Raw genomic sequence first — 13,121 nt, 5'->3', positions numbered from 1 at the left:
GCCGCTTTTTAGTGAGTTGCGCGCGGATGCCCTCACCCCCGCCCTCTCCCACCGGGAGAGGGAGCCGTTCAGGCAGGTCGTTAAGCATTGTGCCAGCCCTGTCAGACCGCTCCGGACTGTCCCCTCTCTCACTGAATGAAGAAGCAAAACCTTGCGACCTGTCTCATAAACCGCTCCGGACTGTTCCCTCTCCCGCCTGCGGGAGAGGGTTAGGGTGAGAGAGCCGTTCAGGCAGGTCGTTAAGCATTTTACCAGGCCTGTCAGACCGATCAGACCGCTCCGGACTGTCCCCTCTCTCACTGAATGAAGAAGCAAAACCTTGCGACCTGCCTGATAAACCGCTCCGGACTGTCCCCTCTCCCGCCTGCGGGAGAGGGTTAGGGTGAGGGCAAGCCTTCAACCCCCTGAGTTTTGTGAGGCAATTCATAAACCGATGAAATAGCCTTCACGATAGCGTCAAACAAATGAAATTTTCCATCCATCTGGTACTATAGCGCTCATTATCCAGCCATATTTCCTTTTCTGACGGGCCGAAGTAATGACCAATAACCCAACGCAATTAACCTTGTTACAGGACGATATCCGTCGTCGCTACGAGACGCTGAGTAAACGCCTGAAGCAGGTGGCTCGTTATATCCTTGATAACAGCAACAGCATCGCGTTTGATACCGTCGCCTCTATCGCCCAGCAGGCGGATGTTCCGCCCTCCACGCTGATCCGCTTCGCCAACGCGTTCGGCTTTAGCGGCTTCAACGAAATGAAACAGGTCTTTCGTCAGCACCTGATGGAAGAGACCGTGAACTATACCGAACGGGCGCGCCTGTTCCGCCAGACGGCCACCGACGACAGCGCCAGCTCACCGGAGAGCCCGGTGGAGATCCTCAACGTCTTTACCATGGTCAACAGCCAGGCGCTGCAGCAGCTGGCGATGCAGGTGAATCCCGACCAGCTGAACAAAGCGGTGAAAATGCTCAATGAGGCGGAGAACATCTACATCATCGGTCTGCGCCGCTCGTTCAGCGTGGCCTCGTATCTGGTGTATGCGCTGCGCCATCTGGAGCGTCGCGCTTTTCTGATTGATGGCCTGGGCGGCATGTTCACTGAACAGCTCAGCATGGTGAATCCGAAAGACGTGGTCATCGCCATCAGCTACTCGCCGTATGCGCGTGAAGCGGTGGAACTGGTGGAGCTGGGCGCTAAACGCGGCGCGCATCAAATCGCCATCACCGACAGCCAGGTGAGTCCGCTGGCGGCGTTCAGCGATGTCTGTTTTGTGGTGCGCGAAGCGCAGGTAGATGGCTTCCGCTCGCAGGTGGCCTCGCTTTGCCTGGCGCAAACCCTGGCGGTGTCGCTGGCACTGAATAACAGCAGCAGCGAATAAACCCCGGTTACCGAATGGAACAAAGGCAGCCATCTGGCTGCCTTTTTTTATCTGTGCGCATTTCCGGCGACCGCGCGGAGACCCGATTAACGGCGCGGATACTGCTCGCTGTTCACCCAGGCGTGATCCTTCTCCCAGGTAAATTTCCACAGCCGCACCGGCCCGGCCATCACGTTCAGATAATAGTTATCGTAACCGGCCAGCGTCGCCACCGGATGATACCCGCGCGGCACCGTTACCACATCGCGGTTATACGGGGCCATACACTCGTCGAGCGAACGGTCGTCGGTGTAGACGCGCTGCATGGCGAAACCGGGCTCGGGGTCGAAACGGTGATAATAGGTCTCTTCCAGATAGGTTTCGTCCGGGCTGTCCTTCTCATCGTGTTTGTGGCTGGGGTACGAACTGGTCGCGCCTTCGTCGGTATACACCTCGACCACCAGCAGGCTGTCGGCCGGTTGATTATCCGGCAGAATGTTATGCACCAGGCGCTGGTTGCGCCCTTTGCCACGGTGCTCCACGCCAACATCCTGCGGTGCAATCAGCCGCGCCGGCAGATTGCCACTGCCCGGCGCACTGCACACCGCCAGCTCCAGATCGCTGTCGGCAGTGACTTCAACCTCATCATGATGCGGCACGTAAACCGAGTAAGGCGGCGTGCGCTCAAACGGCGACAGGCGCTTACCGATGCCAGGGAATTCTGCGTCGCGGGTTTTCACCGACGCCAGACCGGCCACCAGCACCAGGCACAGCTCTCTCTCGCCGCTGCTTAACCGCAGCGTCTGGCCCTTTTTCAGCAGATAAGCGTCAAAGCCCACGTATTCCCAGCCGGCGCTCTCGGGCGTCACGTGCTGGATACGCCCGTGGCTGTCCGGCTGCTGCACTTTTGAAATCAGTGACATCCTGTTTCTCCTGTTGCGCGACATTAACCCAGCGTTGGCATGCTGAATTCAGAAACGGTCTGCTGACCGCTTGGCCAGCGCACGGTTGCCGTTTTCATGCGGGTGTAGAAACGCACCCCGTCCGGACCGTGCACGTTGAGCGCACCAAACACCGAACGCTTCCAGCCGCCAAAGCTGTGGAACGCCATCGGCACGGGCACCGGCACATTGACGCCCACCATGCCCGCTTCCACGTTGTGCACAAATTCACGGGCGGTGTGGCCGTTGCTGGTGAAGATGGCGCTGCCGTTACCGAATTCGTGGCTATTCACCAGCTGCAGCGCGCTGTCGAAGTCGCTGGCGCGCATAATGCTCAGCACCGGTCCGAAAATTTCTTCGCGCCAAATCACCATCTCCGGCGTGACGTTATCGAACAGCGTACCGCCAACGTAGTAGCCCTCTTCATGGCCCGCGACTTTCACGCCGCGTCCGTCAACCACCAGCGTCGCGCCTTCCTGCTCACCTTTGTCGATGTAGGCCAGCACTTTCTTCTGGTGCGCAGCGGATACCACCGGCCCCATTTCATTCTCTTCGGCACCCTGCTGCATGCCCGGCCCCACGCGCAGCGCTTTGATCAGCGGCGTCAGGCGCGAAATCAGTTTGTCGGCCGTATCATCGCCAACCGCCACCACCACCGGCAGCGCCATGCAGCGTTCCCCGGCAGAACCGAAAGCACCGCCCATGATGGCGTTCACGGTGGCATCCAGATCGGCATCCGGCATCACAATGGCGTGGTTTTTCGCGGCGCCGAAGGCCTGCACGCGTTTGCCATGCGCGCTGGCGGTTTTGTAGATGTGCTCGGCCACGCCGGACGAGCCGACGAAGCTGACCGCCGCGATGCGCGGATCTTTATACAGCTGCTCGGCGTCTTCGTTTGAGGAGTGCACCACGTTGAACACGCCATCCGGCAGCCCCGCTTCTTTCAGCAGTTCAGCCATGCGTACCGAGGCAGAAGGATCGAGCGCCGGCGGCTTCAGCACAAAGGTATTACCGCACGCCAGCGCGATGGGGAACATCCACAGCGGCACCATCGCCGGGAAGTTGAACGGCGTAATGCCCGCGACCACACCCACCGGCTGCATCAGCGAATAGCTGTCGACGCCGGAACCGACGTTCGGTGAGTTTTCCCCTTTGATCAGGTGCGGAATGCCGCAGGCAAATTCGATCACTTCGATGCCGCGCGTCAGCTCACCCAGTGCATCGGACCAGACTTTACCGTGCTCAGAAACAATCAGTGCCGCCAGTTCATCGCGATGTTTTTCCATCAGCGCTTTGAAGTTGAACATGACGCGGGCACGACGCAGCGGCGCCGTTTTTGACCATTCCGGAAACGCCGCATGGGCGACCTCGATGGCCTGCGCCACTTCTGCCGCCGTGCTTTGCGTCAGTTCGCGGATCACTTTGCCGGTCGCCGGATCGTAGACCGGAATGGTTTCGTTGCTGGCGCTGTGCGTGATTTTGCCGCCGATAAAGTTTCCTACGATAGTCATGTCGTTGCCTCTTTGATTTGTAAGGTCCCTGCAGGCCGCGGGTCAGTCTGGGTCGCGCCCGATCAGGCAATACGGAAAGCGTGCTATGAAGCTATTACAGTGAAATAAATTTTTCAAATAGTTCTTTTTGGAAAATTTACTTTTAGCGGCCTGGATCGCATTTTTCCGCCAGCATTAGCGGACTGGCGCAAAGTGCGGGCCTGATGACAATACCGATGCGGCCTGCGCCCGTAATCAGCAGCAGGGAGATTAGCAGGACGAGCAGTCAGCGAGAGGGTCAGCGCCGGAGCGTGGCTGGATGAAACGAAATATGAAATTTTTGCGAGGCAGATCCAATATCCGTTATTTCATAATTCAATTAAAACGAAATAAATGTTTTCTTTGCACCATCTGCAGACAATGCGATGTGAAACGAACCCTTATCTGTGTCTTAGCGACACGCTTTTGTTAGTGTTGGCCTCGGTCGGAGGCCTTTTTTTCACTTGTTTCCCCCATCCGATGCGTGATTGCCGCAGCGGATTGCCCGATGCACATCAATGCGCGCTGTGTCATGCTGTAGGGGCGCCATTTATGGCGACCTGGACGCAGTATCCTCGGCTGGCAATCCAGCCTGACGCTTGATCATCCGCAGGGTACAAAGCAGCGCAAATCCCACCAGCAGCGCAGTCAGCAGATACACCAGCTGTACGCCGGCTAAGCTCATGATAAAACCCGCGATCGGACCGGTGATGCCGAGCGACAGATCCATAAACGCGGTGTAAGTGGCCAGCGCGCTGCCCTGGTTCTGCTGTGGCACCACTTTGACTGCGACCACGCCAATCGCCGGGAACACCAGCGAGAAACCGGCGCCGGTGAGAAAAGCGCCGAACTTCGCCATCCACGGATCGAACGCGCCCGCCACCAGCAGCAGGCCAATCGCCTCGACGGCAAAACACAGGCTGGCGACGCGCAGTCCGCCGAGCTTATTAATGGCGTTGGGAAACAGCAGGCGCATGCCAACGAACGCAGCGCTGAACAGCGTCAGCGCGAAGGCGGCACCGTCCCAGCCCTGCTCCTGATAAAACAGGGTGATAAAGGTGGCGATCACGCCAAAGCCCGCCGAGCCCATCGCCAGCAGCAGGCCAAAACCGTACACCTTACCGAGCACCGCGCGGAACGGCAGCGGTTTGGCCTTGCTGCCTTTCACCGGCGCACGGGGCAGCGCCAGCGCAATCGCCAGCACGCTGATGGCGATAATCACGCTGGAGAGCAGCAGCAGGCCGCCGCTGCGAAAGATCATCACCCCAAGCGGTGCGCCAATCGCCATTGCGCCATAGGTGACAATGCCGTTCCAGGAGATCACCCGGCCAATATGCAGCGAGCCGACTTTCGCCACGCCCCACAGCGAGGTGCCGGTGCCGCAGAAACTCTGACCGACGCCGAGCAGCACGCGCCCGAGGCACAGCAGCGCGAGACTGAGCACTTCCTGCTCTTCCGCCAGCGCCGACAGCAAAATACACAGCCCGCTCACCAGGCTGCCAAACAGACCAAGCACCACCACCTTTTTGGGTCCCCAGCTGTCGGCATAGCGACCGGCATGCGGACGGCTTAGCAGCGTGGCGACATATTGCAGACTGATCACCACGCCGGCCCAGAAAGCGCTGTAGCCCAGGCCGTCATGGACAAAGCCCGGCAGCACCGCCAGCGGCAGGCCAATGGTGAGATAGGTGGCGAAGTTGAACTTCACGATGGAGAGAATCTGTAAATTCAGACGAAAACGGCTGTATTCGGCCGCGGCGGGCTGGTCAGGCATGAGTGATTGCGCTCGTGTTTGACGAAATTTTTATAGCTGAAGCTTTACTATACGCCTTTTCTCGCCGTGCGCACCGTCGATTCGCGGCGGGCCGATGGCGGTATCTCCGACGGCGCTTATCGGGTACGCTTCGCTTACTCCTAAACAAACAATTACTTACTGGCGTTCAACTACACTTTCCACAGCGAACCACCATTCAGGAGAGGGAATGAACGAAAAGCCACAGGAGAAAATTGGCCAGAACATCCTGGTCAAGCTGGCGATGTTAGTGATTATTCTGGCGGGCATTCGTGCCGCGTCGGATATTCTGGTGCCCTTCTTACTCGCCAGCTTCCTGGCGATTGTGCTTAATCCGCTGGTGACCCTGCTGATGCGCCGGGGTTTGCGGCGCGGCGTGGCGATCTCGCTGGTGATCACGGTGATCTTCATTGTGATGCTGCTGCTGGTCGGGGTGCTGGCCAGTTCGGTAAGCGAGTTCAGCGATACCTATCCGCAAATCCGCAGCCTGCTGGAACAGAAGCTGACGGTGCTGCAGCATTTTGCCGCACAGTTTCATATCAATATCTCCACCAGCGCACTGGCGGCACGGCTCGATCCCAATGTGATTATGAACATGGCCACCACGCTGCTGGCGCAGTTCTCCGGTGCCATGACCAATGTGGTGCTGTTGATTCTTACCGTGGTGTTCATGCTGTTTGAGGTGCACCATCTGCCGTACAAATTGCGCAATGCGATGATGAATCCGCAGATCCGCATCGCCGGATTGCACAAGGCGCTGAAGGGCGTCACGCACTATCTGGCACTGAAAACGCTGGTCAGCCTGATTACCGGGCTGGCGGTGTGGCTGGTGCTGATGCTGCTGGACGTCAAATTTGCGCTGTTCTGGGGCGTTGTCGCCTTTATCCTCAATTTTATCCCCAATATCGGCCCGATTATCGCCGGTGTGCCGCCGTTTATTCAGGCGCTGGTGCTGAATGATGTGTATGACGCCGTGCTGGTGGCGGCGCTGTTCAGTGCCATTCACATGGTGTTTGGCAATATGCTGGAACCGCGCCTGATGGGACGCGGGCTGGGACTGTCAACGCTGGTGGTGTTTCTGTCGCTGATTTTCTGGGGCTGGCTGCTCGGTCCGGTCGGGATGCTGCTGTCGGTGCCGCTGACCAGCGTCACCAAAATCCTGATGGAAACCACGCCGGGCGGCAGCCGGCTGGCGATAATGCTGGGTAATGGCCGCCCCAAACCGCGCCTGCGCGTCAAAAATAACCGGCCCGCGCCGCGCCCGTAACGTCTTACCACGCCACGATGCCAGACGATCCGTATTTGCCGATCGTCTGGCAGCGCCCCTGCGCAGTGACGTTGCCGCCGTATGGCGTCAGTGCGCATCGCCATACCTGATGATTCTGGCGCAACACTCTTACTCATCTCGTGCCACAGGCTTTTCCTGCCGGGAAATGCCAGTAACGGCAAAACATTGTCAATAAACGCAAAGCGCAAACCATAATTGACTTGTATCAGATTGGTGGAAAATCAAAACGCTAACATGCACGGCCGCGGGAAAGTGTTATGCTGCTGACGCCGTAACGCGCTTCCTGAATGCTGCTTAAACCGACCGAGGAAAGTCTGGTGCCTCTGCAAAAACGACAACGCGATTTTGGCTGGCTGTTGATTGTCTGTGCCGGGTTATTACCGCTGGTGCTGGGCATATTTTGCACAGCCATTGAGGCGCGCCATACGGTCAGCCAGCAGCAAATTGCCACCGCCAATGCCCTGCTGACGCAGGCAGAAAAGATGAGTGACAGCGCATGGGACATGGTGACCCGCCTGCGTCAGTACCAGAATCGTCGCTGCGCCGATATTGATGAAGATTTGCAGCGCGCCGGCACCCTTAACGCCTACTTCCGCTCGATTGGTACCCTGCAGGGCAGCGAAATCACCTGCTCGTCGGCTTACGGGCTGCAGCACGACACGCTGGCCGGGATGATGATGCAGTCGCCGCCGGTGACCGGCAAAGCCTGGTGGAGCCTGTCGATTCGCGGCACCTCCGGCGTACCGGATCGCCCGGCGGTGATTTTCGTGCGTCACCTGCCGGACAGCAGCGGTTTCTGGGCGGTGATTGATGGCCAGTATCTGATGGACTTCATGCGCGCCATCGGTGAGTCGAACCGTTATCAGATGAGCCTGCGCTTCAACGGCGGCAGCCCCATCGCCAGCGGTCCGGACGACCAGCCAGAGCTGCTGTACCTCAGCAGCGCCAACTATCAGGCGGAGTCCAGCCGCTATCCAATCAGCGTCAGCGTGACGGTACCCGCCGCCGAGCTGATCAAAGCCTGGCGTCAGGCGCTGCTTATTTTCCTGCCGATGGCCGCCATCTTTTCGATATTGCTAATGGTGCTGACCGCCAACTGGCTGCGCCGCCGCCTCTCATGGGCGGATGAAATTCGCCGGGCGATACGCAACCGTGAGTTCACGGTGCACTATCAGCCGGTGTACAGCACCGGGATTCAGCGCTGCACCGGTGCGGAAGCGCTGATGCGCTGGCAGCGGCCCAACGGCGAAATGATCCGCCCGGATATCTTCATCAGCCATGCCGAAGCGGAAGGCATGATCGTGCCGCTGACCCAGCATTTGCTGGCGATGATGGCGGAAGATATCCAGAGCTGGCAGGTAGAACCGGGCTTCCACATAGGCTTTAACCTCGCCGCTGAGCATCTGCAACACCCCGATTTTGTGCAGGACATGATGCGTTTTGCCCGCAACATCCGTGACAAACAGATGCTGATCACGCTGGAGCTCACCGAGCGCAGCCTGATCGAGGACGGCGACGCGGTGTCGCGCAAGCTGCGCTATCTGCAGTCGCACGGCATGAAGGTGGCGATTGACGACTTCGGCACCGGCCACTGTGCGCTCTCCTATCTGATGACCTTCCCGCTCGATTACCTGAAGATTGACCGCGGCTTTATCAACGCCATTGAAGGACTGGAGATCGAAACCCCGGTGCTGGATGCCATCATCAATCTGTGCCACAAGCTGCAGCTCGAGGTACTGGGTGAAGGGGTAGAAACCGCGTTGCAATTTCAGTATCTGCAGCAGCGTGGCGTGGTATTTATTCAGGGCTATTATTACGCCCGTCCGATGGACAATAACCAGCTTCGCGCCTGGCTTAATCAGCAGGGGCGCCAACCGCTTCCCGTTGAGGACCACCATGAGCCTGAACTGCATCATTCTTGATGATTATCAAAATGTTGCCCTGTCGCTGGCCGACTGGGCATCGCTGCAACCGCAGGTACAAACTACCGCGCTGCACCGCCACTACGCCGACGAAGATGAACTGGTCGCTCACATCGCGCACGCCGACATTCTGGTGGTGATGCGCGAACGCACCCCGCTCAGCGCCCGGCTGATAGGCCGCCTGCCCAATCTGAAGCTGATTGTCACCTCCGGTATGCGCAATGCCTCAATTGATCTGCACGCCTGTGCCGAACGGCTGATTGCAGTGTGCGGCACCGCCAGTAGCAGCGCGGCGCCGCTGGAGCTGAGCTGGGGGCTGCTGCTCGGTCTGGCACGCCATATTCCGGCGGAGAGCCAGGCGCTGCGCAGTAACGGTGCGTGGCAGCATACGCTGGGCATGGCGCTGCACGGCAAAACCCTCGGCCTGCTTGGGCTGGGCAAGATTGGCGGTGAGATGGCTAACGTGGCGCGCGCCTTTGGCATGCGCGTGTGCGCCTGGAGCCAGAACCTGAGCGAAGCACGCGCAGCGGCGTGCGGCGCAGAGAAGATGGCTTCACTGCCGGCGCTGCTCAGGGCGAGCGATGTGGTATCGATTCATCTGGTGCTGAGTGAGCGCACCCGTCATCTGCTGGACGGCGCGGCGCTGGCGCACATGAAGCCGGGCGCGCTGCTGATTAACACCTCACGCGCCGGGATTGTCGATCAGCAGGCGATGATCAGCGCGCTGCAGTCTGGCCAGCTGGCGGGCGCCGGGCTGGATGTCTTTGAACAGGAGCCGCTCCCTGCCGATCATCCGCTGCGTCAGCTGCCGAACGTGCTGGCAACGCCGCATCTGGGCTATGTTGCCGATACCAATTACCGCACCTACTTCAGCGAGGCGGTGGAAGATATTGCTGGCTGGCTGCACGGCGCGCCGCTGCGCTCGCTGCTTTAAGCCCCCGGCGCGTCGACAGCACCAGGGTTAGCTGTGGCAGTACAGCCGCGGCAGCCCGGCATAATTAATCATCTGGTCGCCATTGGGCAGCTGGTACATCTGGTAATAATCGTTATTGCCCTCGCGCGCTGGCGAAAACACGATCTGTGCCGCCAGCGCGGGCGGTACGGTGTCGTCTGCCAGGATACGGACGTTGCGCGTGGTGCTGAGCATGAAATCGCCCTGGCGGCGCCAGGTGGTATCGGATACGCGATGCAGGCGATAGTGGCGATCGCGTACCGTGACGGTGCCAGTCAGCGTTGAGCTGCCGCTGCCGTCCGCCTTAAAGCGCGTGCGAATGGTGGCATCAATCGCGCCAGCCGGCGCGCCTTCATGATCAATACGATACGGTACTTCACACCACTCCGGCACCGGTTCTGCCGGCCGCAGCAGCAGTGCCAGCGCCCACGGCAGCACAAAGGCCAGCACCACCGCCGTGGTGATTATCGCTTTACGCATCAGGTATCTCCTGCGCTGACACCATCCATGAAATACATTCGTTGTCCTTCTGCGCGATCGGTTTGGCGCACAGGAAGGTGCTGGAAAAGAGTCGGGTGCGCACCGGGTTGATGTACACCATCGGCGGCGCTGAGCCATCCGGCAGGCGCGGCTGCCACTGCCGATAGCGCCGCAGCGCGTCCTGCACCACCCACGAATCGTCTTTCAGGTGAGCGGCAACATAAATCTGGCTGTTCTGGATGCGCAGCAGCGGCCGGAAATCCAGCGCATCGTGCTGCACCGGCGCGAACATCTGGCGTGCCAGCAGCGCCAGCGCGACATTCACCAGCAGCAGCGCAACGATTACCCAGCGCAGCACAGGCCGCTTCTTCTTTACGCTGGCCGGCGCGGGCACCGGTTGCGGACTGACCACCGCTGCCGCTGGCGTAGCCACCGGCTCATCGCTCAGCGGCGCCACATCGACCTGATCGGCCAGCACGCAGCCAATCAGCGGCACCTGATGCACCAGCGGACCCGGCGCGTGTGCCAGCTGTGCCTGCTGATTGATGGCGGCAATGGTGGCCGTCAGGCGTTCGGCGAACGGTGTGTCGCTGGGGACGCGCTGGAACAGCGCATGCAGGGTCTGGTTGCGCACCAGTTTGCCATCCGCATCAATCACGCGCCGCAGAATGGCGGTTTGCAGCGGCGTCAGTGCCACGCGGTGCGCGGGCGACTGCACCGGAAAGAGGACCTGCTGGTCAACGTCAAAACAAAGACTTTTTGCAAATAAAACAAAGCGTGCCATGCGGCGCCCGATCTCCGGCAGAGAAACTGGCGCAAGTATAGATATTTTCGCTCGCCAGCGCATCTGCGCTGCGGCCTGCGTCGCGATTCAGACAATTTTTTTGCCGCGATTGCGGACCAAAACGGCCATAGTTTTAGCCAAAAAATAGCCAGTTATTGGCGGAAACATGACAAATATCACATTTAAACGGTATACTCTGTCGCGGGATGCAATAATTACCTGAGTAATAATTGCTTTGGCAGGCCAGGGAAAAAACCACTTTCACGGCTATGCTTTAATTTTCTCAACGCCGCGGACTGCACGCTCCACCGAGTCCGCAGCGTTGAGGACTTTTTGAATTCCAATACAGGGTAACCTCATGAAATTACGTAGGAAGCGTGTAAAACCTATTGGGCTGGATGACGTCACGATTATCGATGACGCTCGTTTACGTAAGGCCATTACCGCCGCGTCACTCGGTAACGCGATGGAATGGTTCGATTTCGGTGTTTATGGCTTTGTGGCCTACGCGCTGGGTAAAGTGTTCTTCCCGGACGCCTCGCCTGGCGTGCAGATGATTGCCGCACTCGGGACCTTCTCGGTACCGTTCCTGATCCGTCCGCTGGGCGGCCTGTTCTTCGGCATGCTGGGCGATAAATACGGTCGCCAGAAAATCCTGTCGATCACCATTGTCATCATGTCGATCAGTACCTTCTGTATCGGCCTGATTCCTTCTTACGCCTCGATTGGCATCTGGGCACCGATACTGCTGCTGCTGGCGAAAATGGCGCAGGGCTTCTCGGTGGGCGGGGAATATACCGGTGCGTCGATCTTCGTCGCCGAGTATTCGCCGGACCGTAAGCGCGGCTTCATGGGAAGCTGGCTGGACTTTGGTTCGATTGCCGGCTTCGTGCTGGGCGCGGGCGTAGTGGTGCTGATCTCAACGGTGATTGGCGAGCAGAAATTCCTCGACTGGGGCTGGCGTATTCCGTTCTTCCTCGCGCTGCCGCTGGGCATTATCGGCCTGTATCTGCGTCACGCACTGGAAGAGACGCCAGCGTTCCAGCAGCATGTCGATAAGCTGGAGCAAGGCGACCGCGAAGGTCTGCGCGACGGCCCAAAAGTGTCGTTTAAAGAGATTGCCAGCAAACACTGGAAAAGCCTGCTGGCCTGTATCGGTCTGGTGCTTGCCACCAACGTGACCTATTACATGCTGCTGACCTACATGCCGAGCTATCTGTCGCATAACCTGCACTACTCGGAAGATCACGGCGTGCTGATTATCATCGCTATCATGATGGGGATGCTGTTTGTGCAGCCGGTGATGGGCATGCTGAGCGACCGCTTCGGCCGCCGTCCGTTCGTGATCGTCGGCAGTATCGCCCTGTTCTTCTGTGCGATTCCGGCCTTTATGCTGATCAACAGTAACGTACTGGGGCTGATTTTTGCCGGTCTGCTGCTGCTGGCGGTGATCCTCAACGCCTTCACCGGCGTGATGGCCTCGTCGCTGCCGGCGATGTTCCCGACGCACATTCGCTACAGTGCGCTGGCCAGCGCCTTCAACATCTCGATTCTGATTGCCGGTCTGACGCCAACCGTGACCGCCTGGGCGGTGGAAGCCAGCAACAATCTGTATATGCCGGCTTACTACCTGATGGTGGTGGCGGTGGTCGGTCTGGTGACCGGTCTGTACATGAAAGAGACCGCCAACAAACCGCTGCGCGGCGCGACACCGGCGGCATCGGACCTCGAAGAAGCGCGTGAGATCCTGCAGGAGCATCACGACAATATCGAGCAGAAGATTGAAGATATTGATGAAGAGATCGCCCGCCTTGAGGCGAAGCGCAAAAACCTGGTGCAGCAGCACCCGGACATCAACGAGTAATCTGTCCTTTCACTCCCGCCACCCGGCGGGAGTTTTGTTTCTGCGGTGGCCGGGTGCGTGAGAATGTGTGCTGCGGTGAGGCTTCCAGGTGCGCATGAATGCGCACCCTACGGGTAACGGCGGGTTGGGATTCGGCGGTTGCCGGGTGCGCTGTAGGGTCGGCATTGATGCCGACCGGCAACAACGCCCGGCCCGCACCGCACACAATC

Annotated in this window: 10 protein-coding genes; 5 read left to right on the top strand and 5 right to left on the bottom strand. The window is 59.1% G+C overall.

The genetic code is table 11. The features are described 5' to 3' along the window. Window positions 1-538 precede the first annotated feature (538 nt). Complete coding sequence (locus F3I21_RS20240) at window positions 539-1,381, top strand: MurR/RpiR family transcriptional regulator (RefSeq protein WP_031279682.1); 843 nt, start codon at window positions 539-541, stop codon at window positions 1,379-1,381. Between the two features lie 86 nt (window positions 1,382-1,467). Here F3I21_RS20240 and iolB read toward each other — a convergent pair whose 3' ends face one another. From iolB to F3I21_RS20225, 3 genes are all read right to left on the bottom strand, one after another. After that, window positions 1,468-2,283, bottom strand: a complete 816-nt coding sequence (gene iolB, locus F3I21_RS20235; RefSeq protein ID WP_058759327.1) for a 5-deoxy-glucuronate isomerase — start codon at window positions 2,281-2,283, stop codon at window positions 1,468-1,470. 23 nt (window positions 2,284-2,306) lie between these two features. After that, window positions 2,307-3,812: a CoA-acylating methylmalonate-semialdehyde dehydrogenase gene (locus F3I21_RS20230; protein ID WP_150059642.1), complete on the bottom strand. Its 1,506-nt coding sequence runs from the start codon at window positions 3,810-3,812 to the stop codon at window positions 2,307-2,309. Between the two features lie 568 nt (window positions 3,813-4,380). Continuing rightward, window positions 4,381-5,604, bottom strand: a complete 1,224-nt coding sequence (locus tag F3I21_RS20225) for an MFS transporter (RefSeq protein ID WP_150059641.1) — start codon at window positions 5,602-5,604, stop codon at window positions 4,381-4,383. A gap of 208 nt (window positions 5,605-5,812) precedes the next feature. On the opposite strand from F3I21_RS20225, the gene F3I21_RS20220 reads away from it, so the two are divergent. The 3 genes from F3I21_RS20220 (at window position 5,813) to F3I21_RS20210 (ending at window position 9,766) form a co-directional block, all read left to right on the top strand. Then, the gene (locus F3I21_RS20220) at window positions 5,813-6,889 is read left to right on the top strand and encodes an AI-2E family transporter (RefSeq protein ID WP_150059640.1); all 1,077 of its coding nucleotides are present in this window, start codon (window positions 5,813-5,815) and stop codon (window positions 6,887-6,889) included. Between the two features lie 338 nt (window positions 6,890-7,227). Then, the gene (locus tag F3I21_RS20215) at window positions 7,228-8,832 is read left to right on the top strand and encodes an EAL domain-containing protein (RefSeq protein ID WP_058770992.1); all 1,605 of its coding nucleotides are present in this window, start codon (window positions 7,228-7,230) and stop codon (window positions 8,830-8,832) included. Further along, window positions 8,807-9,766, top strand: a complete 960-nt coding sequence (locus tag F3I21_RS20210; RefSeq protein ID WP_104189573.1) for a D-2-hydroxyacid dehydrogenase family protein — start codon at window positions 8,807-8,809, stop codon at window positions 9,764-9,766. The genes F3I21_RS20215 and F3I21_RS20210 overlap by 26 nt, the downstream gene beginning before the upstream one ends. Window positions 9,767-9,793: 27 nt before the next feature. Here the strand turns inward: F3I21_RS20210 and F3I21_RS20205 are convergent, their stop codons facing one another. Together F3I21_RS20205 and F3I21_RS20200 are read right to left on the bottom strand one after the other, a co-directional pair. Further along, on the bottom strand, window positions 9,794-10,264 hold the full coding sequence (locus tag F3I21_RS20205; RefSeq protein WP_021508122.1) for a hypothetical protein: 471 nt from the start codon (window positions 10,262-10,264) through the stop codon (window positions 9,794-9,796). Continuing rightward, the gene (locus tag F3I21_RS20200; protein WP_150059639.1) at window positions 10,257-11,048 is read right to left on the bottom strand and encodes a hypothetical protein; all 792 of its coding nucleotides are present in this window, start codon (window positions 11,046-11,048) and stop codon (window positions 10,257-10,259) included. The genes F3I21_RS20205 and F3I21_RS20200 overlap by 8 nt, the downstream gene beginning before the upstream one ends. A gap of 358 nt (window positions 11,049-11,406) precedes the next feature. Here F3I21_RS20200 and proP point away from each other — a divergent pair, with 358 nt between their 5' ends. After that, on the top strand, window positions 11,407-12,912 hold the full coding sequence (gene proP, locus F3I21_RS20195) for a glycine betaine/L-proline transporter ProP (RefSeq protein WP_058759333.1): 1,506 nt from the start codon (window positions 11,407-11,409) through the stop codon (window positions 12,910-12,912). The last annotated feature ends 209 nt before the right edge of the window (window positions 12,913-13,121 follow it).

Source organism: Pantoea sp. B_9, assembly GCF_008632015.1.
GTDB lineage: Bacteria > Pseudomonadota > Gammaproteobacteria > Enterobacterales > Enterobacteriaceae > Pantoea > Pantoea dispersa.
Note: the sequence above shows the minus strand (reverse complement) of the source record. Positions and strands in the feature narration are given on the sequence as shown.